The organism is Legionella massiliensis, assembly GCF_000756815.1.
Lineage (GTDB): Bacteria > Pseudomonadota > Gammaproteobacteria > Legionellales > Legionellaceae > Tatlockia > Tatlockia massiliensis.
On the sequence record NZ_CCVW01000003.1, the window covers coordinates 543,517 to 567,728 of the forward strand.

Sequence of the window (24,212 nt, forward strand, 5' to 3'; positions counted from 1 at the left end):
CTTATTTTTTGCAATATTGTCTCAAATCAAGATTGTTTAGCTAGATGGTGATCTTTTTGGATGTTCTTTCAACTATTAAAAAGATTGATCTTTTAGATTTATCCCTTGTCAAAATTAAACTCTCCATGAGCAACGAAGAGGGCGGCTATGAGTGGCCGCTTGATGCTATTGATGAAGCGATCGTTGCTTATCGGACATTTCTTAAGACCGTTTTAAAAAAACGTGAAGCAAAAAGCGACAAGCTACTTCAACCTGAACCTATTGCGGATATCGTCTGGCACACTCACATTTTGTTTACGCAAAAGTATCATGAAGACTGCATGGACATCTTTGGTGAATACATCCATCACCAGCCGAAAATTATTAGTTGAATGGGAAATAAGCCCCCCGCAAAAGAGTCGAATTCCCGCGGCTTGACCGCGGGATCTGCCGGTGGTGCAGGCTAGATAGACCCCGCGGTCAAGCCGCAGGGATTCGGAAAGATAAAGGGATTTTTTTTGTAACTAAATTATTTTTAACTAGGAGATTGCTATGAATGAGTTATTAAAAAAATATTACGCTAAAAATAGCGCGAAATTCGTTAATGAATTACAGAAAAAGCAAGTGAGAAATTGCTTCGTTCCCGAGCAAAAGAAATAAACGAAGGTCACTCCCACGATCTAAGGAAAACCTTGATTACGCTACGTGGCGTAATCAAGGTTTCATTTAAAAAAATGACTTCACGGATCTGGTGTTTGCCCCAATCCATAACTGACCTTATCTAACAACAACCAGATTAGCTTTGCTCTTTTCCACCTCATTCGCCTTGGCTTGTTCCTTACTAAAAAAGCGGAATTCTGAGACTTGTTTATTGCTAAGAAGAGGAGGATTAGGGCTTAGTTGGCGAAGAATATGGTTAACAACATCGATAAGCACTCCCCCATTCTGGCGCGATAGCTCAATCAAGGGAGCTAAGGCTCTTCCTATACTCGATTCACCATTCTTAGCTAGGCTAAGACGGCCATGTTGTTCATGAGGGGCTAAGGCGCGAAGGAGATTATCGCGTTGTTCAAAGGATTTATTTATAAATAAATTATTGTTCCTTAGATTAATCGAAGTGACAGTTGCAGGAATTGCAGCAAGGACTAAAGCCAAGTCTGTAGTACTTAGTTCGTCAAGGTTATTCGCGCTCAAATCAATTGCATTAACAGAGGCTGGAATAGCTCTAAGGGCTTGAGCAAATCCTGTAACGCTTAGATTACCAAGGGTATCTGCGCTCAAAGTCAGTGAAGTGGTACCAGTGGGAATCGTAGCAAAGTCTTGGTCTAGTTCTTCCTTATCACAGGTAATCAGATAGAGCGTATGATGCAATTTAAATCTCCATTCTTTTGAATTAATCAAAGTGCCCAATAATAGGTTGTTGAACTTAGGGCATTATTGAGAGGCATTATTGTGTGGAGCTCGTTGTTCATGTTCCGAACAGTCCGTAGCCTGGATGCAACGAAGCGCTGAGTGATTCTGGCATTTTTTTAAACAGAAAGCATGTGCCATATAAGTTCTTTCTGTTCTTTTTTTGTGTCATTCCCGCGTAGGCGGGAAACCATTTCTCAAAGTGGTTCCTCACTTTGTTTTGCACGATGGTTTCCCGCCTACGCGGGAACGACACAGATATAAATCAAAGTAGCTGATTAATATTCACATAGGTATCTAAATGATACTTTGATTAAAAAATGCCAGAATCACTCAGCGCTTCGTTGCATCCAGGCTACATTCAATCCACACAACAAGGTCATCAACCAACAACCAGATTAGCTTTGCTCTCTTCTACCTCACTCACCCTAGCTTGCTCCTTACTTAAAAAACGGAACTCTGAGACCTGTTTATTGCTAAGAGTTGGAGGATTAGGGCTTAGTTGTCAAAGAATATGGTTAACAATATCAAAAGGTAATTCTTTCTGCTGGGATAACCCAATCAGGGGAGTCAAGACTCTTTGGATACTTCATTCACCATTATTAGACCTTAGATCAATCTGAGTGACAGTTGCCGGAATTGCAGCAAGGACTTGAGCAAATTCTTTAACACTTAGGTTGCCAAGGGTATTCACAGCTAAACTAAGTAAAGTGACAGCTGCGGGAATCTTAGCAAAATCCTGGTCTAGGTTTTCCTTATCGCCGGAAGTCAGATTGAGCTGCTAATGCAATTTAAATTTCCATTTTTTGAATTAATCAGAGTGGCCAATGGTAAGCCGATATACTTGAGGAATTATTAAGCCAACTACGTAAAATTTGCAGGTATAGGCTGTTAGGGACTGCTGTTAAGTTAATCAAGGTTTCATTTAAAATTCACTTCTTTCCCCGAAAACGAAGGCACACGTTTTCCCGGTAAAATAAGACCGACAAGATTTAAAGGGTCAATAGCAGAAATAGCGATGATTTCACTATCTAAGTCTTTTTTCCTGAACGCGCGAAGAGAGTCTACTGCATAGGGTAGGGCGAATTGCTCGCCAGCGAAGCCGCTAACAAAGCGGCCACCCCGGATTTCTCCCTTGGCTTCCATGCGGCGAAAACTTATTAATAGATCACGCCAACTGGGGATAATTTTTTCTTTCACCAGCAATTCACGAAAGCAAACCCCATAACGTTTAAGCAGCCTCATACAGATGGCTTCCATTTGCTGTTCTGGGGCTATTGCTTTAGGGGTTTTTAATAAGGACCAACGTCCTGAGGCTTGATGGTAATAGTTGACACGATGCCTTGGCCTGCCGTTACGGCGTTTGGGGTCGATTAGGGCGCGCAAATTATCGAAGCCATCCGCAGTGATAATCCCCGCAGAAACTAATTCCCAGAGCCCGATCTCAACCTCTGTTCGAAGATGGCCAATCTCTTGCAAAATATCGTTAAAAAATGAAGCGCCATTCTCGCGTAAATAAGCATAAATACTTTGGGCAACATGACTTAAAACCTGTAAATCGTCTTGGTTAAATTGCTGCATTCCAGCCATCCAGGCTGAATCTTCGCGGACAAAGAAGGTAATGGGAGAAATGCTTGTCGGCGTGATCCGCTTTGCTGGGGTATTTTCCTGGTCTTCATTATTAGCGAGTATTACTGGATGAGGGGAGAGGCGTCCCCAGCCGATGACGCCGGTGAAACAGAGGCGATCGAGCCAATCCTTATCGTAGTCAATCACTCGTTTGGCAAAGACTTGCTTCTCCCAGGCATTTGCGGGAATTTCAAAGCCTTGTAACTGTTTGATGACCTCCAGTAAGCCTCGTTCCCCTCTGACCTGCGAGCCGGGGCTTAGGTGTTGCCAGTTCAGAAGCCAGTTAACAAACTGAACTGCTGTAACGGGTTCAATTTCCTTACGCAAAATTCCTAGGGTAAGGGCATGGATTCTGGCTAATAATCGCCTTTCGCACCATTCAAGTTGTTCCTTGTCCATTGTTCGGAAATGGCCGCGTAGAACCAGGCCTGTCGCTTCAAGTTGCAACAAGGTTTGCTCGATATCCGAGTGACTTAACTGCAGAATTGCTGCCAATTCGGGCTGGCTAGTTGGTCCTAAGTACTGCAGCCATCCGCGGATTGCTTCGGTTAAGGCTTCAGCATGCTCAGGTGCTTGCCGGCCTAGATCAAGGAATTGATTATGGAAAACAGCGGCAGGGTAGAGGCAGCGAAAGGTTGCGAATTTTTCTGTAGCTAGCCAAAACTCTCGCTCAGCAACAAAGGCTTTACCGGCACGGCCTTGCTGGACTAATTCAGCAAAATAGACCGACCATAGAGGCGCTGATTTTTGTATCTCGTTTAATTGGATTTCGACTGGCAAAGCAATTAAGGTTTGCAGGAGATCATGTAATTCATCCGCATTTCTAAGATCAGGCCATACCTGCTGCTGGACTTCTGTAATGGCGGCTGGATCTAAGCGGCCAAATTCACGCACTAAGGAGTCTGGCAACACTCGGCGCATTTCTACTGCCCGAGCCCTCCGTTCTTCCAAGGGTGCGTCATCAAGAAAGGCATAGGGATTGGCATTTAAAATTTCATGGGAAAAGACCGAAGGTGTGGGGGTGTCAACCGCAATACAGTCTATTTTTCCTGCTTTGATAGTTTCTAGGAGCTTGGTTAAGCCCTGCAAATCCATCGCTTCGGTTAAACAGTCTTTCATTGTTTCAATGATCAGCGGATGCTCGGGAAGCTCTATGTCTTGTCCCGCCAAATTATCCTGACAAGCTGCGGCATCGGGAAAGACGGCGGCCAAGAGATCATCAGAGAGCATGCGCAAGATATTAGGCGGAACCTTACGACCACCACGAAAGCGCACCAAGGCAAGGGAGCGCATCGCAACCCAGCGCCATCTTGTTGTGAAAATGGGGGATTGCAAAACAGCCTGGGTTAGCACCTCGCTAAGGGTGTTTGGATGAAGAAAATCAAAGACATCAGCCAGAGGAAAACTATGCTGTTCTGCCAGGGCAATGGCGATGCCATTGTCAGTTGCTGCAGCCTGTAATTCAAAATTGAAGGAACGGCAAAATCGTTTTCTTAGGGCTAGGCCCCAGGCTTTATTGATCCTTGCGCCAAAGGGCGAATGGATAATCAGCTGCATGCCGCCGGATTCGTCAAAGAAGCGCTCGGCAATAATGGTTTCCTGGGTAGGGACTGTGCCTAGCAGGGCGCGTCCGGTCAAGATGTAATGAATGATTTGCTCGGCAGCTGCTTTAGTTAATCCGCAATGGCTTGTTAGCCAGGTGCTAGCTGCTTGGCTATCCTCTTTGCTAGTTAACATCGTATTGATGGTTTTACGCAGATTGGATAGATGGAGCGAGAGCTCCTCTGTGCGAGCTGGTGCTTCTCCAACCCAAAAGGGGACAGTGGGCGGGGCGCCATGGGCATCTTCGACGAGCATTCGTCCTTTTTTACTTTCAATGCCTTTAATTTGCCAGGAGGTATTACCCAACAAAATAATATCGCCACGGTTTGATTCGATAGCAAAATCTTCATCAAGCGTACCGACCACAGTCCCTGTAGATTCTGTGATGACCGTGAATAAATTAGTCTCTGGAATTGCACCGCCACTGGTAATTGCCGTTAAACGGCTACCGCGCCGCGCCTTTACCAGGCCATTGATCTGATCGCGAAAGAGATAGCTGCCATAGCGACCACGTGAACCGGCAATGCCTTCAGCTAAGATCTCCAAAATACTATTGAAGGTTTCCCGCGTCAGGTCTTTATAGGGATGGCTTTGTTTCACCAATGCAAATAATTGCTCTTCCTGCCAATCATTGGTTGCGCAGGATGCCACAATTTGCTGTGCCAGAATATCTAAGGGTTCCTCAGGGACAAGTAGGCGATCGAGGTCACCGCTGCGAATGGCATAAACCAAGGCTGCGCATTCGAGTAATTCATCGGTTGTGGTCGCAAAAAAGATTCCCTTGGAAATAGCGCCATGCCAATGGCCTGCACGGCCAATTCGCTGTAAGGCAATAGCAATTGCCCTGGGCGAACCGAGCTGGCAAACCAGGTCAACCGTACCAATATCAATCCCTAATTCTAAGGAGGCTGTCGCAACCAAAACCTGTAATTGGCCTGTTTTTAAATTATGCTCCGCAGCCAGGCGAAGTTTACGCGATAAGCTGCCATGATGGGCTGCTACCTTTTCTTTACCCAGTCTTTCCGAAAGATGATGGGCGACGCGTTCGGCTAAGCGCCGGGTGTTGGCAAACACCAGAGTAGAGCGATTTTGCCGGGCTAGCTCGGCAATCCGATCATAGATCTGATCCCAGATTGCATTGCTGGCAATTGGACCTAATTCGATCTCAGGTACTTCCACGGTCAACTCAAGTTGGCGGGCATGGCCGATATTGATAATGCTAGGGGTTGGACTGTTTGAGCCTGCTAGAAAATCAGCGACCAGGCTAAGTGGTTTTTGTGTTGCAGAGAGGCCAATTCGCACTGGTTTCTGCAGAGTGATTGCGTCTAAACGTTCCATTGAGAGGGACAAATGGGAACCACGTTTGTTATTAGCCAAGGCATGAATTTCATCGACGATCAGTGTTTGAACCGTACTTAGCATCGCCCGGCTCTTTTCAGCAGTAAGCAGTAAATAAAAGGATTCCGGGGTTGTGACCAAAATATGCGGCGGCTTCTTCAACATAGCCTGCCTGTCCCGCGCCAGAGTATCACCGGTTCTCACTGCAACCTCTATTTCTTCCATGGAATAACCTTGATCCTTGGCAAGTTGCTGGATTTCACTCAGCGGTTCCAAGAGATTCTTTTGCACATCATTGGTCAAGGCTTTTAAAGGAGAAACATATAAAACCTCAGTTTGCCTGCCAAGATTACCAGCCAGAGCCTGTCTAACTAGCTTATCAATACAAATTAAAAAGGCAGCAAAGGTCTTTCCTGAACCTGTCGGTGCAGAAATCAAGGTAGTATAGCCTGCCAAAATAGATGGCCAGCCCTGTTCCTGAGGTTCTGTTGGTGAGCCGAATTTATTGCTAAACCACTCGCGAACTAAGGGATGAGCCCAGGCTAGGGGCGTAGGAATCGAAGTCATATTTTGATTATACGCGATAATTGGGGGGGCACTTAGAAAGCTATACAAAAAATGACTGGTAAGGTCCAGCTCATGCGCCCCTGTGTACCCTCTCCCCCACGCTGCGCGCGGTGGAGAGGGTACACAAAGCCACAGCCTACTCTCTAAAACTCGTAGGCTCTACGCTAACTCATAGGCTCTATGTTGTACTTGCTGCTTAGCAATGATCTGTTTAATCTCACTAACTTGCCTCTCAGAAGTTAAAGACCCTCGCCCTTCTGGGCCCTTGAAAACGTCCAAGATAATTTTTCTGATACTTGCCGCTTTCTCATCATCCTTTTCAGCTAAGGTTTGCAGCTTATCAATAGGGCGATTTGGGGATTTTCCATAAAGCAATTGGCCGGCAGGATTATAAAAGTCCAGGGTATTTTTAGCCTTAAGCAAGGCAGCTACGCAGGAAGGATGCCCGTTTTCGATAGCATAGTCTAAGGCAATTCTTCCAGATTTTGGGCCTGGGTCCATGATATCTGGAATTCTTGTACTCAATAAATGAGTCAAACAACGAATAGCACCGTTTGCTGCAACGCGGAGTGCGTAATTGTAATCTTCTAAAATTCCGGGTGCATGTTCGCTTTGCTTAAGTAAATGTTCTAAAAGAACAGCATTATCTTTCTGAAGATGACCAAGAATTTCACCACGAATATCCTTTGGTATGAGCTTTAGATTATTTTTGCTAACTAATTCTATATGACCTACAGCCTTTCTCATCGCTTCTTTATAGCTCGTGACTACATTAAAAGCTTCCTCATCAACCTCCTGTTCTAACAAAGAAACATGAGGCTTATTTTGTTGGGAAAGAAGAAAGATTTTGCTAGTTAGTAATTTTTCATCAAGGAATTTGTTGTCGATTACATTGTCTGCCAGGATTGCAGGAATTGTTACATCTGTCGCTTGTTTGAGTGCTTTTATCGCAAGTTCTCTTGGCATCTTGTCCTCACTTGATATGCATTAAAATTATCGAAACTGTCCGATATTACATCTTCTGAATTGACTGAGCAATTGTACTACAATTAAAAAGAAGCCATTGATAAGGGAAGTCTATGAGCGGTCTACTTAATTTATTTGCCCTGATTATTATTTTTGGGGTAGCAATGTGGCTGATAAATGTTTTTATCCCCATGGCCGGGGCAATTAAAAGCTTACTGAATTTATTAGTTTTAATTGTGCTAATCATTTACATCCTGCAATTTTTTCATTTAATCCCCACAATTTTACCGATGATAAAGCTGTTTCGCTAAGGCCTTATCTGCGTCATCCTGAGCGCCCCAGCCCCTTTGGGGCAATCATCGGTAAAGACCCCGTCATCCCGAATATAGTGAGGGATCTCCGGGATTAGCACAGTGCTACACATCAGGAGATGTCTCTCTGCGTTCGACATGACGTACGTCTTTGGGAGCGTAGCGAAGGATCTCCTGAATGTGGCACTGTGCTAATCCCGGAATTCTTCGCTGCGCTCAGGATGACGTGTCAAGCCGCGAGAATTCGTGTTGTCTAGGCGTATTAGATTTTCATTTTCTTATAAATAAAAAAAGGTAAACGACTAATAATTGCCATAATGTAGCGCCAAAAAAAAGGATGATAAATAAACCTCTTTCCCGCATAAGATGCGCGCCAACAGGCTTTAGCGCAGGCCTCGGGTGGAGATGCGTAGAAAATGCCTGGCAGGCCGAAGGTTTGGGTGGTGTCAATAAATCCAAGTCGGGCTATAGTAATTTGTAATTGTCCCTGAGACGCCTGTTGCAAACCCTGCAGATAGGTTTCAATCAATGCTTTTGAACCGCCATAAAGACTATTCTTTGCCCGCCCGCGGCAAGCTGCAACCGAACTTAAAAAAATCATGCGGTGCTGGCTTTGTGAGCGATGAATATAATTGTTGATGATTTGTACGGTAGCTATGGTATTCACTCTGAGCAGTTGCTCGATATTTTGTTCATCTAGGTCAAAGTTTTCTATAATCGAACTAAAGGCAATGAACAGATCAATTTCATTAGGACTGGTCTGCAAAAGCGTTAAAAGTCGTTTTAAATCACCTGAAAAATCAATCTGTTGCACAGCGCATTCAATCTTATAACGCAGACCTAGATCAGCCGCGATAACCGCAAGCTGTTCTTTGTGTCGACCCACCAAGAGCAAGGAATAACCCGCCTGTGCTGCTAGTTTTGCAAACTCTTCTGCAATGATTGAGGTTGCGCCAAGAATAACCCAGGTTCTGCTGGTCATAGGGTAATCCCCAGACGAGTACTCATATCGGAGCGCATGTTGCTCTTATAATGAGTTAAGAGTTCGCGAAAGCGCTCATGATTAGGGTATTGTTGGGCAAATTGTTGGGAAGTGAGTAAAAGATCTTTGGCTAAGTATATTTTGCCCCTTGCTTGGGTAATCCATTCATTCATCGCTCTAATTGCCTTTCGTGCTTGTTCATTATTGATAAAATCGATAGCTAAGGTAAATCCGGGTTGGGCAAAGGATAAGAGTCCTTCACCTGGCTGAGTAAATAATTTGAGCACGGCTAGCGTAGGGATAGCTTGATGTGCGCGAATGATCTGGAGTAGTTCTTCAATGGCTTGCAGTGCTATGTCCTTATCAAACAGAGCTTGAAATTGTAGGAGACCGTTTTTGCCATACAAGCGATTCCAATGCCTGATCGTATCCAGCGGATTATTAAACTGTTGCAAGGATAAAATGCGCTCCTCAGTAGGATGACTTTTAAAGTAAAAACGGTTGAATAACTTCATTAGCCAGGCATTAACTAAACGGATAGGTAACTTGGGCACGGTATGCAAATAGGAGTCTTTTTTATTTTCTCCTTCGCAGTGATTAGCAAAGGATAGCAGGGCGCGTGGCTCATTGAGCAAGTCAAGCCAGGCTACCTGATAATCATAGTCGCAACCCTTATATTGCAATCGCTCCAGCATGGTTTCCCAGTTATCGTGTTTCTCGCTATGGGTGACAACAAACTGTGAGGCCTTTCGCATCCTTAGACCGACACGTTTAATAACTCCGGTTAATCCAAGGCCTGCAATGGTTGCATGAAAGAGGTCGGCATGCGCTTTACGGTCGCAAAATAAGGATTGCTGTCCGAGTTGCAATTCAATCCATTCTAGATGTTGGCCGAAGTTGCCTTGCTGATGATTATTTTTTCCATGGACATCATTGGCAATCCCACCAGCAACGGTTGCTTTTAAAGTACCTGGAATAACCGCAGGAATATAATGAGGATTGACTAGAAAAAGATCGGCAAAGCTGACGCTTCCCTGACAAACTAGGAGCCCTGTTTTTTCATCGAAAGAGATAAGATGATTTAAGCGAGTTGTGTCAATAATGACGCCTTGATCATTAAGGCAACAATCACTGTAGCTTGAACCATTACCTCTGGCTAAGGCACCAACCAAATTGATATTCGCCATTTGCGCCTCATTATCGGGACGAAAACAATCGGAGGTACTTTGCTTCGCATTAGAAAAATTGGAAAGTTGCTTAGACTTTGAGCGCATAGTAAATCAGGCCAATGAGGAGATGATTTAAGTGTGGCATGATTTTCTTGTGAGCTCAATTCTGGGGGGATGTTTGCTTGCGCAGGTTGATTTTGACCCCCTCCCTAACCCTTACTGCCATTAAGTTAAGGGCATTTGTCATTCCCGCGAAGGCGGGAAACTATTTCTAGTTAAGCACAGTGCCAATGTAGAGATGGTTTCCCGCCTTCGCGGGAATGACAAAACCTTTCTTAACTTAATGGCAGTGTCCCAAGCCTTCTCCCCCACGCTGCGCGCGGTGGAGAGGGGGCATCTAAACGAAATGGCACGCTCCTTGCTTTAGCTCTACCGGCCTTATTGTACAAGGGTTTCATCGAGACAGTACTTGGAGTGTTACGGATTAGCTATGGCTGAAAAAGAAATTTTATCGCAGGAAGAAATTGATGCGCTGCTCAATTCAGTGGATGGGGAGAGTGAGTCCTCTGCAAGTTCTAAGAATGCTGAATCTAATGATCAGTTCAATCAGAACGGCAGTGAATTGGGCGAACCTGGCACTGAGCATGTGCAGGTGCTTAATTTTAGCAATCAGGAACGGATTGTTCGTGGTGAGCTTCCTGTTCTTGATAAAATCCATGACAGGGCGGCTCGTTTTTTTGCCAATGATATTTATCAATTAATGGCGAAGGATTTGGAAATTAAACAAGAGCCTTTAGCTGTTGTTAAGCATCGAGAATTTTTAAGTTCCTTACCCAACCCCACACTCATGACTATTCGCCGCTTTAAACCTTTACGCGGCAAGGCCTTGATTTTATTTGACTCTACCTTTGTTTATGACCTAGTCGATTATTATTTTGGTGGCAGCTCGCAATTTCTCGCGCAAACCGATAGAACGGATTTTACTGCAACTGAATTAAGGGTTATGGAAATCATTATTGGCAAACTGGTTCATTGTATCGAACAAGCCTGGGCGCCAATTATTAAGCTTGATGCCCTAAAAGTTGGGGACGAGACTAACCCGCAGTTGGTACATATTGGTGAGCCCAATGAATTACTGCTGGTCAGCCGATTTAATATTGATTTTGGTAAGGAATGTGGCTCCTTCTACTTCGTTATGCCTTATGCGATGGTTGAGCCAATTAAGCAACAATTGGAATTAGGGGCGGCAAGGCCAGATGATGAGATTGATCCGAACTGGATCATGTCCTTGAAAGAGGAGCTGATGGAAGTTGAGCTTGTCGTTAGTTCGGTGATGGCGAAGGCCGACAGCTCCTTAGGCAAGATAATGGCTTGGCAGAGTGGTGACTTTATTCCTCTGGAGATGAATGAGGTAGTTACCCTGGATATTGAAAACACACCGGGTTTTATCGCAACTATAGGTAGTGCAAACGATAAACGGGCAGTAAAGATTATTAAAAGAATTAGTTACTAACGTCAATTCTTATCCATAATTGACGTTTATCAGGGGAAGAGTATGGCGAATCAAACAGAGACAGCAGTAACAACGAATCCACCAGTGCCTAATGCTGCAGGGCAGGATAATGATGTGGAGAAAATGGAGTTAATCTTAGATATTCCCGTTGTTGTCACAGTAGAAATTGGACGGACTAAGATGACTATTCGCAATCTTCTGCAACTTAACCAGGGGGGGATTGTTGCCCTGGATCGTCTAGCAGGGGAGCCGCTCGATGTTTTGGTGAATGGGACCTTGGTTGCCCACGGCGAAGTGGTGGTCGTTAATGATAAATTTGGTATACGCCTGACAGATATTGTGAGCAAGGCTGAACGGATCAAGCGTCTACGATGAGCTTAGGAATGAGAAGACTTTTGGCAGGTATCTTAGTGCCTATAACAAGTCATGCAACAACGCTCGCACAAAATTCAGCTCTAATGTCTGGTGGCGAGTTGCTGCGTGTTGTGGGTGGTTTGTTAATTGTTGTTGCTGCCATTGTTTTCTTATCCTGGCTATTAAAGCGTTTAAATGGAGGCAAGTTTGCGACTACAAGGGGCTTAAAAATTATTGCCTGTATGAATTTAGGGACTAGAGAAAAGATAATGCTAATTAATGTCGCCAATCGTTTCCTACTTGTTGGTGTTACGCCTGGGTCTATTAATACTCTTCATGATTTTGGCGAAGACTGCCCTGATGGGTTTTCCTCAGAGGGTTCTAAAGCCTCTTTTTCTGAGTTATTAAAATCAGCTTTGGGGAAATCATGAGGCGAATTTTCTGTGTCTGCTCTGCTATCGCTCTGTTTTTTATTCCTTTCTTGGCTGAGGCAGCGGCAACCTCCTTGCCCGCAGTGACGGTTTCTCCGGCTGCAAATGGCGGACAAACTTATAGCGTCAATTTGCAGATCCTGATTTTTATGACCCTGCTAAGTGTCATTCCAGGTCTGTTAATGGCTATGACGGCATTTACGCGGATAATTATCGTACTGTCAATTTTACGGCAAGCGATTGGCATGGCGCAGACACCGACGAATCAGATCCTCATTGGTATCGCTCTGTTTATGACTTTCTTCGTCATGGCGCCTGTTTTCAACCAGATTAATGAGCAGGCTCTACAACCCTATATTGCTGAGAAACTGGATTTTCCTCAGGCCTTAGCTAAGGCACAGGAACCACTTAAGGGTTTTATGCTCAATCAGACTCGCAAAAATGATTTGGCGCTTTTTACCAAATTTTCTAATAAAAGCTATGCGAGCCTGGCTGAAGTACCTATGACCATTTTGATTCCGTCCTTTATTACCAGCGAGTTAAAAACAGCTTTTCAGATAGGATTTATTTTATTTTTACCCTTTTTAATTATTGATTTAGTCGTGGCCAGCGTATTGATGGCGATGGGTATGATGATGCTTTCGCCCCTTATTATTTCCTTACCTTTTAAAATCATGCTCTTTGTGATGGTGGATGGGTGGACTTTGGTTTTGGGATCGCTGGCATCTAGTTTTGCTTTGAGTTAATTGAGGAATTGAGAACCTCTTATCCGCCCTGCGGGTACCTTCTCACCAGAGGGGCGAAGGGATTATTTTGTCTGGGGGCGAGGGTTAGGGACACTGCCATTAGGTTAAGGGCATTTGTCATTCCCGCGAAGGCGGGAAACCATCTCTACATTGGCACTGTGTTTAGCTAGAAATAGATTCCCGCCTTCGCGGGAATGACAAAACCTTCCTTAACTCAACGGCAGTGATGGTTAGGGAGAGGGCGGTATTTAAAAGGATTTACTTTGGAGGAAAGGGATGACGCCTGAGTCAGTGCTTTCACTCTCCCCAGAGGGGCGAAAGGACTATTTTGTCTGGGGGGCGAGGGTTAGGGACACTGCTATTAGGTTAAGGACATTTGTCATTCCCGCGAAGGCGGGAAACCATCTCTACATTGGCACTGTGCTTAACTAGAAATAGTTTCCCGCCTTCGCGGGAATGACAAAACCTTCCTTAACTCAACGGCAGTGATGGTTAGGGAGAGGCGGTATTTAAAAGGATTTACTTTGGAGGAAAGGGATGACGCCTGAGTCAGTGCTTTCACTCTCCCCAGAGGGGCGAAAGGACTATTTTGTCTGGGGGACGAGGGTTAGGGACACTGCCATTAGGTTAAGGACATTTGTCATTCCCGCGAAGGCGGGAAACCATCTCTACATTGGCACTGTGTTTAGCTAGAAATAGTTTCCCGCCTTCGCGGGAATGACAAAACCTTCCTTAACTCAACGGCAGTGATGGTTAGGGAGAGGCTGTATTTAAAAGGATTTACTTTGGAGGAAAGGGATGACGCCTGAGTCAGTGCTTTCACTATTTAGTGAGGGTGTATATCTAACGATTATCATACTGATGGTTTTAATCATACCTGGGCTTATCGTGGGTTTGATCGTTGCTATGTTTCAGGCTGCGACGCAAATCAATGAAATGAGCTTAAGCTTTATTCCCAAGCTCTTTGTCACTTTCCTGGTACTAGTTTTTACGGGACCCTGGTTACTGAAAACGATGATGAATTACACCGACACCCTATTTACTAACATTCCCTATTTGATAGGTTGAGCATGAATTTGAATTATCAGGCAATGATTACTCAATTTAGTCAGATTATTTGGCCACTACCACGTATCTCTGGCCTCTTTCTGACTATGCCTATCGTTTCATCTCTATTGGTACCCACAAGGATCAAAGTCGTTTTCGCCCTTGCTATGGCCTTTATTTGTGCGCCCTTTATTCCTGAAAACCTGTCCTTTCTTCATTTTGAAGGACGTTATGTTGCGCTAATTGCTCATGAGTTACTGATGGGGCTCTTGATGGGTTTTATTCTGCAACTAGTGTTTCAGGTGTTTATTATTGGTGGACAGTTGATATCCATGCAGGCTAGTCTGGGTTTTGCTACCATGGTTGACCCGGCAACCCAGGCCTCAGTTCCTCTGGTTAGTCAGTTTTATCAAATGATGTTAAGCCTGATGTTCCTTGTGCTAAATGGTCATCTCGCCTTGTTTGATGCTTTGCTGAGTAGTTTTCAAAAACTGCCTGTCGGACAGTTAAATGTGGGGCTATCTGAGCTTGGTTCTGTTATAGCCTTCTCAGGATGGATGTTTAAAGAGTCGGTCTTAGTGGCTTTACCGGCCATTTTGTCTTTGCTGATTGTGAACCTGGCTTTTGGGGTGATGACAAGGGTCGCGCCACAACTTAATATTTTTTCACTGGGGTTTCCTATTAGCCTGATAATGGGAATGGTGGTTATCCGCATCAGTTTGCCTGGTGTAGCAGCACAGATAACAGATAGTTTGGAAGAAGGGATGCGGCTTATTATAGGGATTTTTCATTAATGGCAGAAGAAGAACAGGCCCAGGAAAAGACTGAAGAACCCTCGCTTAAACGGCTGAAAGAAGCGCGGGAGAAAGGTCAGGTTGCGCGTTCGAAAGATTTTAACGCCACCATGATTTTACTCTCTTCTGGCGCTTGCTTTGTGCTCTTTGGCCAATATATGTCAGCTGAATTAATGTCGATGATGCGTCAAGCCTTTGACTTTGACAGTAGCGTCTTGACCTTACCCTCGTTTGCCTTGAAAAAACTATCCTATTTGTTTCCTCTTGGTTTTAAAGCGGTGTTCCCCCTTTTGCTAATGATCTTGCTGCTCTCGGTGTTCTCCTCGTTACTGATGGGGGGCTGGGTCTTTAGTGTGGAGTCTTTACAACCAAAATTTTCCCGTCTGAGCTTGGTGAAAGGCTTAAAACGCATGGTTTCACTCAAAGGCTTGGTTGAGATGGTTAAATCCATGCTTAAATTTTTTCTGATTGCCGTGGTTGCTGTTTTGGTATTAAAAAGCAAGCTTCCTGCCCTAATTGCTTTGACTGGTTATCCTTTGGCTGCTGCTTTGAGCTCAGGTTTGTCTATCGTTACTCAATCATTTTTGCTCATTAGCGGGGCTCTTATATTGATTGCAGCGATTGACGTCCCTTTTCAGCTCTATGAGCATAAAAAACAATTAAAAATGACCAAACAGGAACTCAAGGATGAATACAAAGAAACCGAAGGTAAGCCTGAGGTCAAAAGTCAGATCAGGCGTATGCAACAAGAAATTTCTCGCCGAAGGATGATGGCTGAGGTGCCTAAGGCGAGTGTTATACTCACTAACCCAACTCATTATGCTGTGGCGCTGAGCTATCAGAAAAAGGGTAATAGAGCGCCTGTTGTGGTTGCTAAGGGGAAGGATTTGGTTGCCTTCCAAATTAATCGAATTGCCTTGAATCATGGGATACCCCAATTATCAGTGCCACCGCTGGCGCGCGCCCTCTATTTCTCAACAGAATTAAATGCGGAAATTCCACGTGGACTTTATGTCGCAGTTGCTCAGGTTTTAGCTTATATCTTTCAACTTAAAGATAAGGCAACTTACGACAGGAAGCCTGAAATATTGCAGGACTTGCCTATTCCAGATGACCTAAGGCGAGATGCTGAGGAGAATGGTTGATGAACGTTAACGCCTTATTTCACACTCTACGGCAATCCTTACAACAGGGCTTAGGTACACCCCTGGTGTTGATTATGATGCTCAGCATGATGATGTTGCCCTTGCCGGCCTTTCTTCTGGATATCTTTTTTACCTTTAATATTGCTCTGTCACTGGTTGTCTTACTCGCCGTTATCTATAGTGAAAGGCCCTTGGATTTTGCTGTTTTTCCAACGGTAATCCTCATTGCCACCTTATTACGCCTGGCCTTGAACGTTGCCTCAACACGTATCGTTTTGCTCAATGGCCATACTGGTACTGATGCCGCCGGCCAGGTGATTAAGTCCTTTGGTGAGGTGGTTATTGGTGGAAATTACACGGTTGGTCTGGTGGTCTTTATTATTCTTGTAGTGATTAATTTTGTGGTAGTCACCAAGGGTGCTGGGCGTGTATCGGAGGTCTCTGCGCGTTTTACCTTAGATTCTATGCCTGGCAAGCAGATGGCGATCGACGCTGATCTGAATGCGGGTTTAATTAATCAGGAAGAGGCTATTCGCCGTCGGGCTGAAGTTTCGCAAGAGGCTGATTTTTATGGCTCGATGGATGGTGCGTCCAAATTCGTACGTGGTGATGCAATCGCCGGTATTTTGGTTTTGGTTATTAATATTGTTGGTGGTTTGATTATTGGTGTCTTGCAGCACAATATGGATTTTAGCCAAGCCCTGCATAACTATGTTTTATTGACGATTGGTGACGGATTAGTGGCACAGGTTCCTTCCCTCGTCTTGTCAACCGCTGCGGCCATTATGGTTACTCGTGTATCGAGTGCTCAGGATATGGGATCTGCGGTGATGAAGCAGGTTTTTGGCAATCCGCGCTCCATGATTATTGCTGCCGGCATTATTGGTTGTATAGGAATCATTCCTGGCATGCCGCATATCGCCTTCCTTATCCTAGCCTCAGGCTTGGGGGGGATTGCCTATCTGACCATCAAGAAAAATACACAGATGGCTAAAATTGAAAGCACTAGCGAGGGCAAAACGAATGCCCTAACTGAACCGACAATCGCTGACTTATCCTGGGATGATGTTAATCCCGTGGATGTGATTGGCCTTGAGGTCGGTTATCGCCTGATTCCTCTGGTTGATAGTTCACAGGGTGGCGTCTTGCTAGCTCGTATCAAAGGGGTTCGTAAAAAAATATCGCAGGAGCTGGGTTTCCTAATCCCCACTGTGCATATTCGCGACAATCTCGATCTCAAGCCTAATTATTACCGGATCAGCCTTGCCGGGGTTGTTATGGGTGAAGCGCCAATTTTTAACGACCGCTGGTTAGCGATTAATCCCGGTCAGGTTTTTGGTGTGCTAGAAGGGCAGGAAACCAAAGATCCAGCCTTTGGTTTGGATGCGGTGTGGATTAACGATAGCCAGAAGGAAAGAGCCCATACCTTTGGTTATACCGTGGTTGACGCCTCAACAGTTGTTGCGACCCATTTAAGCCAGATTCTTGAGAAAAATGCCTATCAGTTACTCGGTTATGAAGAAACTCAGCAATTACTCGATAAATTGTCTAGCTCTTCACCCAAGCTAGTCAAAGAGCTGGTACCTGATGCCTTATCCTTAGGCGCGGTTAGCAAGGTACTGCAAGGCTTATTGATTGAACATATTCCCTTGTCTGATATTCGCACGATTGTCGAAACTTTGGCGGAAGCTTCGGCGAAATCCAAGGATACTGATTATCTGATTTCGCAGGTAAGGGTTTCCCTGTCTCGCCTAATTACCCAGAAAATCAGCGGTCTTAACGAAGAGTTACCGATTATTACTTTAAAACCAGAGTTGGAACAATTATTGCAAAATACAATTCAAAGCAGTGGTGGTCATGGGGTAAGTTTTGAGCCAGGAATGGCGGATAAGATTCAACACTCCCTAACGCAGCTGGCAGCGCAGCAGCAGGCGAAACAGGAGTTGGCGGTACTGGTCGTGCAGCCTGGAATTAGATCGGTTTTGGCACGTTTTGTGCGTAATATTTCCAGTAACCTGCATGTTTTATCGTATCAGGAAATACCTGATAACAAACAAATCAGGATTATAGGCACGGTAGGATAGGTGGACTCCTTATGAAATTAAGACGTTTTATAGCACCGGATACACGAACTGCAATGCAGCAAATCAAAGCGGCTTTTGGCCCGGATGCCGTTATTTTATCTTCCAGCAAGGTTGAAGGCGGTGTCGAAATAGTTGCGGCTATTGATTTTGATGAGACAGTTCTTGCGGCAAATACTGCAATTGCCAGTGCTGAGCCGCCTACACAGGTTTCTCAGCAACCAATGAATGCTTCGCCGCTAGATGATATGCGTCAGGAAATACAAACCCTAAGAGGTATGCTGGAGGCACAAATACGTGGTCATGCCGGACGTGGCGAACCCTTGCATGTCGTGATGATGCAAAAATTATTGTATCTGGGTGTCAGTCCTACAACAGCCTCCGCCTTAGTTAATCGCATTAATCCTGGCTTGAATCAACAGCGTGCCTGGCAGCAGGTTTTAAATTGCTTTTCAGAGTCTTTGGTGATTCGCGATTTGCGTCGTGTTGAAGAGGGCGGAATCTATGCCTTTGTTGGCCCAACAGGTGTTGGTAAAACAACAACCCTGGCCAAGATTGCAGCCCGTTTTGTTTTGCGTTACGGCGCTGAAAATCTAGGTTTAGTGACTATGGATACCTATCGAATTGCTGCCCATGAGCAGTTAATGCTTTATGGCAAAATTCTTGGTGTACAGGTTTGCGTCGCCCAAGATGATGTCTCGCTAACCCGCGTGCTAAGGCAGTTAAATGATAAAAAACTGATCCTTATCGACACCGCAGGCATGAATCCTGCTGATGATAGGGTAGAGGCAAAGATGGATTTACTAAGCTCTCGTCTGCAATCAGTTTCTACGGTATTGGTGTTACCAGCAACCCACCATTATCAGGTGTTGATAGAAGCTATCAAACGTTATCAGGCAGGGCGTATTGAGCAATGTATTATTACTAAACTGGATGAGGCCATGGCGATAGGAGGCATTCTGAGTGCCGTGGCTGAAACAGGGGTAGAACTGAGTTATTTAACTCATGGGCAACGAGTTCCCGAGGATATTAAAATGGCAACCCGCCATCAATTAATTGAGCAATTAAGCGAGCAGGAACTCAAATTAGATGGAAAGAATGTTAATGAACATGATGCACCGCTTGGCGTTGCAGGGAGGTTCTATGTCGAAGGTTAATCGAGATGCGTCAGACCAAGCTGCCGGACTTCGTAATTTAGCCCGTTCAAAACCAGTCAAGGTTATTGCCGTGACGGCGGGTAAGGGTGGTGTTGGCAAATCTAATGTTTCAGTCAACTTGGCAGTTGCATTGGCGCAACAAGGTAAGAGTGTTTTATTACTGGATGCGGATTTGGGCTTGGCCAATATTGATATCATGCTTGGTTTGCACACCAAATATAATTTGTCTCATGTGGTTCAAGGTCTCTGTCATCTGACTGACATCATGCTAACAGGTCCCCACGGAATCAGGGTTATTCCTGCCGCTTCGGGAACAGAGTATATGACCCAATTAAGCGCGGCTGAACATGCTGGCATTATCGACGCATTTAATGAGCTTACTGATGATGTGGATTATATGATCATTGATACAGCCGCCGGTATTTCTGACACGGTCTTGAGTTTTGCGCGTTCATCCCAGGAGCTGATTGTCATCGTTTGTGACGAGCCAACCTCATTAACCGATGCCTATGCTTTAATCAAAGTGATGTCTAAGCGCTATGAATGGAGTCATTTTCATGTCTTAGCCAATATGGTCCGATCAACGAGGGAAGGGCGTGAACTTTTTAACAAACTTTACCGAGTCGCAGAACAATTTTTAGATGTTCGTCTGGACTATTTAGGCGCTATTCCTTTTGATGAACGTGTGCATGAAGCGGTAAAAAAACAAAAACCAGTGCTCATTGCTTATCCTGAATCCAATGCGGCAAAGGTGTTTTTGCAATTAGCGGATACAGTAGAGGATTGGCCATACAAACAAACACTCGGCGGTAATACTAGCTTTTTCCTGGAGCGTTTGGTGGCAGGTGAATAAGAAAATAATACTTGTTCAAGGGGGACTGCCATTAAGTTAAGGGCATTTGTCATTCCCGCGAAGGCGGGAAACCATCTTTACATTGGCACTGTGTTTAGCTAGAAATAGTTTCCCGCCTTCGCGGGAATGACAAACCGGCAGTTCAAGGTGCATGTTTGAACTTTGGTGAAAGTTTGGATTTGAGCGCAGGTTGCGCCAAATACAGACTTTCTGTGAATGGGGCACGAACGCTAAAAAAATGTTTGTCTTAAAGTTTGCTAGACTTAGTCATAATGTACTGTTTTATGGCAACCCTGCGCAGGGATTTAAAGCGAGGTTTCCAGAGACAGAATACCAAGATAGTAGATTTTCAAGGCAAGCGAAACTAAGGAGGGAGTCGTGGATGCTTTGGCTGCCTACGGCAAAGTAAATCAACAGACGCAGGAAACGCTGGTTAAAAACCATGCGATTTTAGTCAAACGAATAGCCCATCATCTGCTAGGCCGTTTACCTTATTCGGTGCAGCTTGATGATTTGATTCAGGCCGGAATGCTCGGTCTGCTAGAGGCTGTTCGGCATTATGATGCAACGAAGGGTGCTTCCTTTGAAACCTATGCAGGCATTCGTATACGAGGCTATATGCTGGATGAGGTACGGCGCAATGATTGGGTACCGCGTTCGGTTTATCGTAATGCTCGAATGATCTCTGAAGCAGTCAAAGTGGTTGAAAACCGCTTGGGACGTGATGCTAAAGATAATGAAATTGCAACCGAATTAAATATAAGCCTGGATGAGTATCATGAGATGCTCAAAGATTCAGCAGGTTCTCAACTCTACGGTTTTGATGATCTAGGTGTTACAGATGATATTTTAAAAGGTGATGGCGAAGAGTTTAGTGAACCACATCTTAATGCTCTTCGCGATGATATGGTGCGTCATCTTGCGCAAATCATTGAGAGCCTGCCTAAAAATGAACGTTTAGTTTTGTCGTTGTACTATGAGCAGGATTTGAATTTGAAAGAAATTGGTGAGGTTTTAGGGGTAAGCGAATCACGAGTTTCACAAATTCATAGTCAGGCAACCCTGCGGATAAAATCGCGCTTACCGAATGATGGATAAAGAATATGGATGCTTTAAGTATATTAGGTTTAATTGTGGCATTTTCGGCAATTATTGTCGGGCAAATGATAGAGGGGGGAGATATTCACTCCTTAATGAATCTTCCAGCCTTATGTATTGTGTTAGGAGGTACCCTAGGTGCGGTGATGGTGCAGACGCCTTTTAACACCTTCAAACGGGCATTTCGAATTTTACCATGGATTGTCCGTCCCCCTGAGCAACCCTATGACAGAAGCCGCGAGCAATTAATCGAATTAGCCAGAAAATCACGCCAGTTTGGTTTGCTCTCTCTGGAGGAGCATTTGGAAAGAGAAAAAAATCCGCTCATGCGCCAAGGTTTGGAACTACTGGTTGTCGGTGTGGATAAGCAAAATATCAGACAGGTTCTTGAATCTGAAATGGATCGCTGTGAAGAGCAAGATATGAAGGCAGCCCATGTTTTTGAAAGTATGGGGGGCTATAGCCCAACGATCGGCATTTTAGGTGCTGTGCTGGGTTTAATTCAGGTTATGCGTAATTTGGCTGAGCCAAGTGAGCTTGGCGCTGGAATTGCAGTAGCCTTCGTTGCAACTATTTATGGTGTTGGTTTAGCAAACCTTGTTTTTCTGCCTGTTGCCAATAAAATCAAAAGCTGTATCGCTGAGCAAATGCACCATGACGAAATGATTGTTGAAGGCTTGGTTTCCATGGCAAGTGGGGAGAGCCCCAATATGCTAAACTTGAAGTTAAATAATTACGGACTACATCATACTAATGCGCGGAAGAAAAAATAAAGCAGTTCCTCATGAAGACACTCACCGGTGGATGGTATCTTACGCGGATTTCATCACTCTACTCTTTGCTTTTTTTGTCGTCATGTATGCTATTTCATCAGTCAATGTTTCCAAATACAAAACTCTTGCGGAAGGAATGCATACGGCCTTTGCTCAGAAAAATAATAAACAGCAAGGTATAGCCCAAGAGACCAAAGTAAAGAATATGAACACAGCGATGAAAAGCCCTGTTAATCAACAGGACTCTTTTACCCAATTGGTTCAGGCCTTATCGGCGTTACAAGATTCTGATTATCATATGAATCCACAAGACGGTTTTGTTGAATTAGATATCAAAGCGGGGGCTTTGTTTGATAGCGGTAGTGCTGAGCTTAGGCCTGCTGCAGTAGTAAAATTAATGAAATTAGCTGCAATTATAAAGACGCTTCCCTATCCGATTGCTATTGAGGGTTATACCGACAATATGCCGATTGAAACGGATCAATACCCTTCTAACTGGGAACTCTCTTCTGCTAGAGCCGCCGCGGTTGCGAGGACTATGTCTACCTTTGGCGTTGAACAGACGCAAATGTCAGTAACAGGCTATGGTGAACAATACCCGGTAGCTGATAATAAAACGGAAGAAGGGCGCGCACAAAATAGACGGGTATGCTTGGTTATTGCCAAAGATAAGCTGGTCCCTCGTTTACTCAATCCAGCGATAAGTATCAGAAATAAGAATACCGATAAGGCAGCAACAGCAGAGCCGGAACAAACAGAGCCAGTAAAAACCGAGCCAGCCTCTGAGCCTCAAAAGGCTGACAATAAGGAAATACCATGATTATTGTATTAAGCAGTGGAATAGTTGTAGCAATTATTGTTGTGAAAACAATGAACTATTATCGCCGGTCATTAGCTGATTTAAACCAAAAAATCAAAGCCTTAAAGTCAGAGATGCAGGAAGATCAACTCAGGCATAAATTGTTGGTCAATGCCGATTTGGGTTTTGCTAAACAGATAGCAGAAATAAACCGTCAATTGATTAGCATGGATAATCAGTTACAGGCCTTAGAAAACAAACGGGATAATGACGGTGGTTATCAGCATGCTTTGAAGATTTTGGAGATGGGTGGCTCTAAAGAGGAAATTATTAATAGCTGCCACTTATCGCAGGCAGAAGCGGAATTGTTGTTGAATTTACATGCTTATCAGGCGGTGATCAAAACGCATACTAAGATTGCAATGGAATAGGCTGGTAATTGGTCACCCCCATAGCCCGTCATCCCGAACATAGTGAGGGATCTCCGGGACTAGCATTGTGCTACATATCAGGAGATCTCTCTGCGTTCGATATGACGTAGGTCTTTGGGAGCATAGCGAAGGCGCTCCGGGGCTAGCACAATGCCGCATACAGGCTACTTTCTTTCCTGCCTAACCCCCCAAGTAAACAGTCTTAAAATCACTTAGGTTTATTATCAGTAGACAGTGGCGAAGGTGATTTATATCCAGGTTGCTCTTCACTTGGCTGAGTTAAATCTCGTAGGGCTTTTTTTGCTGATTGTGAAGGATTAGGTTTAGTTTCCTGTATGTACTTATTGATCTTAGCAAGACCCTCTTGAACCTTATCTTTATTAGGTCCCGCTGTAGCCAAGTCTCGTGTTAGCTCATCTTTGATTTGTTCGAGACTCCCTGAATGACGTTTGCCGTCACCACAGGAAAACTCAAAATGACCGGTCAACTTACCATCTGCTTCTACCAAGGCGCTAAAAAATTTATGTCCAGCTGCTGCCTGTTTATTGAAAAAGTTATCCATTGAATCCTTATCAGGAAAAACCAAGATTCCGTCTTGGCCAGGATCCTTATCAAACTCTTTTTTATAGGCATCAACAATTTTAATCCAGTCCTCACTATAGCCTAAAGGCTTAGCGCTAACTTCAACGGGTATTGGATTTTCCTCATCTTGTGTACCAAGTGCACGCAGCCTTTTAGCTTCTTCTTCCTCTTGAGCTTGTTGTAGCAAGGCTGCCTTTTCTCTCTCTGCTTGTTCCTCTGCTAAACGTTGTAGTGTTCTTTCTTGTTCAAGTTCTTTGTCTGATTTTCTAGTCATCGTATAACCCCGTAATAGCTATATTGTATAGTTTAGCAGTTCACACCATTTTAGAGAGTAACAGAGGTAACTTTTGATCCACAACAGATGTACAAATAATTTTCATTTTATTGTATAAAAATATTCCAAATACGGTTTTTTTAGTAAGTTGTGTATGGCCATAATTCTATGGCCTGTATTT

Annotated in this window: 22 protein-coding genes; 16 read left to right on the forward strand and 6 right to left on the reverse strand. The window is 44.4% G+C overall.

What is annotated here, in order from left to right:
• Nucleotides 1-56 precede the first annotated feature (56 nt).
• Entirely contained in the window at nt 57-371 is a 315-nt protein-coding gene (locus BN1094_RS13850) for a glycine-rich domain-containing protein (protein WP_176695307.1), read from the forward strand.
• A gap of 385 nt (nt 372-756) precedes the next feature.
• Here BN1094_RS13850 and BN1094_RS18950 read toward each other — a convergent pair whose 3' ends face one another.
• The 3 genes from BN1094_RS18950 to BN1094_RS13865 all read right to left on the reverse strand — a co-directional run bounded on the left by BN1094_RS18950 (nt 757) and on the right by BN1094_RS13865 (nt 7,491).
• The gene (locus BN1094_RS18950) at nt 757-1,350 is read right to left on the reverse strand and encodes a hypothetical protein (protein ID WP_052403309.1); all 594 of its coding nucleotides are present in this window, start codon (nt 1,348-1,350) and stop codon (nt 757-759) included.
• Between the two features lie 960 nt (nt 1,351-2,310).
• Nucleotides 2,311-6,525, reverse strand: a complete 4,215-nt coding sequence (locus BN1094_RS13860) for a DEAD/DEAH box helicase (protein ID WP_044011673.1) — start codon at nt 6,523-6,525, stop codon at nt 2,311-2,313.
• 159 nt (nt 6,526-6,684) lie between these two features.
• Nucleotides 6,685-7,491: an ankyrin repeat domain-containing protein gene (locus tag BN1094_RS13865; protein WP_044011674.1), complete on the reverse strand. Its 807-nt coding sequence runs from the start codon at nt 7,489-7,491 to the stop codon at nt 6,685-6,687.
• 113 nt (nt 7,492-7,604) lie between these two features.
• Between BN1094_RS13865 and BN1094_RS13870 the strand changes: the two genes are divergently transcribed.
• Nucleotides 7,605-7,802 (forward strand): Thivi_2564 family membrane protein, encoded by a 198-nt coding sequence (locus BN1094_RS13870; RefSeq protein ID WP_044011675.1) that lies wholly within the window; start codon nt 7,605-7,607, stop codon nt 7,800-7,802.
• Nucleotides 7,803-8,064: 262 nt separating this feature from the next.
• On the opposite strand, the gene BN1094_RS13875 is transcribed toward BN1094_RS13870, so the two are convergent.
• Nucleotides 8,065-8,784, reverse strand: coding sequence for an SDR family NAD(P)-dependent oxidoreductase (locus tag BN1094_RS13875; RefSeq protein ID WP_044011676.1), 720 nt, complete (start codon nt 8,782-8,784; stop codon nt 8,065-8,067).
• On the reverse strand, nt 8,781-10,058 hold the full coding sequence (locus tag BN1094_RS13880; protein WP_044011684.1) for an FAD-binding oxidoreductase: 1,278 nt from the start codon (nt 10,056-10,058) through the stop codon (nt 8,781-8,783). The genes BN1094_RS13875 and BN1094_RS13880 overlap by 4 nt, the downstream gene beginning before the upstream one ends.
• A 385-nt stretch (nt 10,059-10,443) precedes the next feature.
• Between BN1094_RS13880 and fliM the strand changes: the two genes are divergently transcribed.
• From fliM to BN1094_RS13950, 14 genes are all read left to right on the forward strand, one after another.
• Nucleotides 10,444-11,466 (forward strand): flagellar motor switch protein FliM, encoded by a 1,023-nt coding sequence (fliM, locus tag BN1094_RS13885; RefSeq protein ID WP_044011686.1) that lies wholly within the window; start codon nt 10,444-10,446, stop codon nt 11,464-11,466.
• A gap of 42 nt (nt 11,467-11,508) precedes the next feature.
• Nucleotides 11,509-11,841 carry a flagellar motor switch protein FliN gene (gene fliN, locus BN1094_RS13890; RefSeq protein WP_081935156.1) on the forward strand — a complete coding sequence of 111 codons (333 nt, stop codon included), beginning with the start codon at nt 11,509-11,511 and terminating at the stop codon, nt 11,839-11,841.
• An 8-nt stretch (nt 11,842-11,849) separates the two neighbouring features.
• Nucleotides 11,850-12,251, forward strand: a complete 402-nt coding sequence (gene fliO / locus BN1094_RS13895) for a flagellar biosynthetic protein FliO (protein ID WP_044011908.1) — start codon at nt 11,850-11,852, stop codon at nt 12,249-12,251.
• Nucleotides 12,248-12,997, forward strand: a complete 750-nt coding sequence (gene fliP / locus BN1094_RS13900) for a flagellar type III secretion system pore protein FliP (RefSeq protein ID WP_081935157.1) — start codon at nt 12,248-12,250, stop codon at nt 12,995-12,997. The genes fliO and fliP overlap by 4 nt, the downstream gene beginning before the upstream one ends.
• Nucleotides 12,998-13,795: 798 nt before the next feature.
• On the forward strand, nt 13,796-14,065 hold the full coding sequence (fliQ, locus tag BN1094_RS13905) for a flagellar biosynthesis protein FliQ (RefSeq protein WP_044011690.1): 270 nt from the start codon (nt 13,796-13,798) through the stop codon (nt 14,063-14,065).
• 2 nt (nt 14,066-14,067) lie between these two features.
• Nucleotides 14,068-14,838 (forward strand): flagellar biosynthetic protein FliR, encoded by a 771-nt coding sequence (fliR, locus tag BN1094_RS13910; RefSeq protein WP_044011691.1) that lies wholly within the window; start codon nt 14,068-14,070, stop codon nt 14,836-14,838.
• Nucleotides 14,838-15,983: a flagellar biosynthesis protein FlhB gene (gene flhB, locus BN1094_RS13915; RefSeq protein WP_044011692.1), complete on the forward strand. Its 1,146-nt coding sequence runs from the start codon at nt 14,838-14,840 to the stop codon at nt 15,981-15,983. Before fliR ends, flhB begins: the two co-directional genes overlap by 1 nt.
• Nucleotides 15,983-18,067, forward strand: coding sequence for a flagellar biosynthesis protein FlhA (flhA, locus tag BN1094_RS13920; RefSeq protein WP_044011693.1), 2,085 nt, complete (start codon nt 15,983-15,985; stop codon nt 18,065-18,067). Before flhB ends, flhA begins: the two co-directional genes overlap by 1 nt.
• A gap of 11 nt (nt 18,068-18,078) precedes the next feature.
• Complete coding sequence (gene flhF, locus BN1094_RS13925) at nt 18,079-19,221, forward strand: flagellar biosynthesis GTPase FlhF (RefSeq protein WP_081935158.1); 1,143 nt, start codon at nt 18,079-18,081, stop codon at nt 19,219-19,221.
• Nucleotides 19,208-20,074: a MinD/ParA family protein gene (locus BN1094_RS13930; protein ID WP_044011694.1), complete on the forward strand. Its 867-nt coding sequence runs from the start codon at nt 19,208-19,210 to the stop codon at nt 20,072-20,074. The genes flhF and BN1094_RS13930 overlap by 14 nt, the downstream gene beginning before the upstream one ends.
• Before the next feature lie 378 nt (nt 20,075-20,452).
• Nucleotides 20,453-21,172, forward strand: coding sequence for an RNA polymerase sigma factor FliA (locus tag BN1094_RS13935; RefSeq protein WP_044011695.1), 720 nt, complete (start codon nt 20,453-20,455; stop codon nt 21,170-21,172).
• Nucleotides 21,173-21,177: 5 nt separating this feature from the next.
• Complete coding sequence (locus BN1094_RS13940) at nt 21,178-21,945, forward strand: flagellar motor protein (protein WP_044011696.1); 768 nt, start codon at nt 21,178-21,180, stop codon at nt 21,943-21,945.
• Nucleotides 21,926-22,765, forward strand: coding sequence for an OmpA family protein (locus BN1094_RS13945; protein ID WP_081935159.1), 840 nt, complete (start codon nt 21,926-21,928; stop codon nt 22,763-22,765). The genes BN1094_RS13940 and BN1094_RS13945 overlap by 20 nt, the downstream gene beginning before the upstream one ends.
• Nucleotides 22,762-23,175 (forward strand): DUF2802 domain-containing protein, encoded by a 414-nt coding sequence (locus BN1094_RS13950; protein ID WP_044011697.1) that lies wholly within the window; start codon nt 22,762-22,764, stop codon nt 23,173-23,175. Before BN1094_RS13945 ends, BN1094_RS13950 begins: the two co-directional genes overlap by 4 nt.
• Nucleotides 23,176-23,383: 208 nt before the next feature.
• On the opposite strand, the gene BN1094_RS13955 is transcribed toward BN1094_RS13950, so the two are convergent.
• Nucleotides 23,384-24,031 carry a hypothetical protein gene (locus BN1094_RS13955; protein ID WP_044011698.1) on the reverse strand — a complete coding sequence of 216 codons (648 nt, stop codon included), beginning with the start codon at nt 24,029-24,031 and terminating at the stop codon, nt 23,384-23,386.
• Nucleotides 24,032-24,212: the final 181 nt, after the last annotated feature.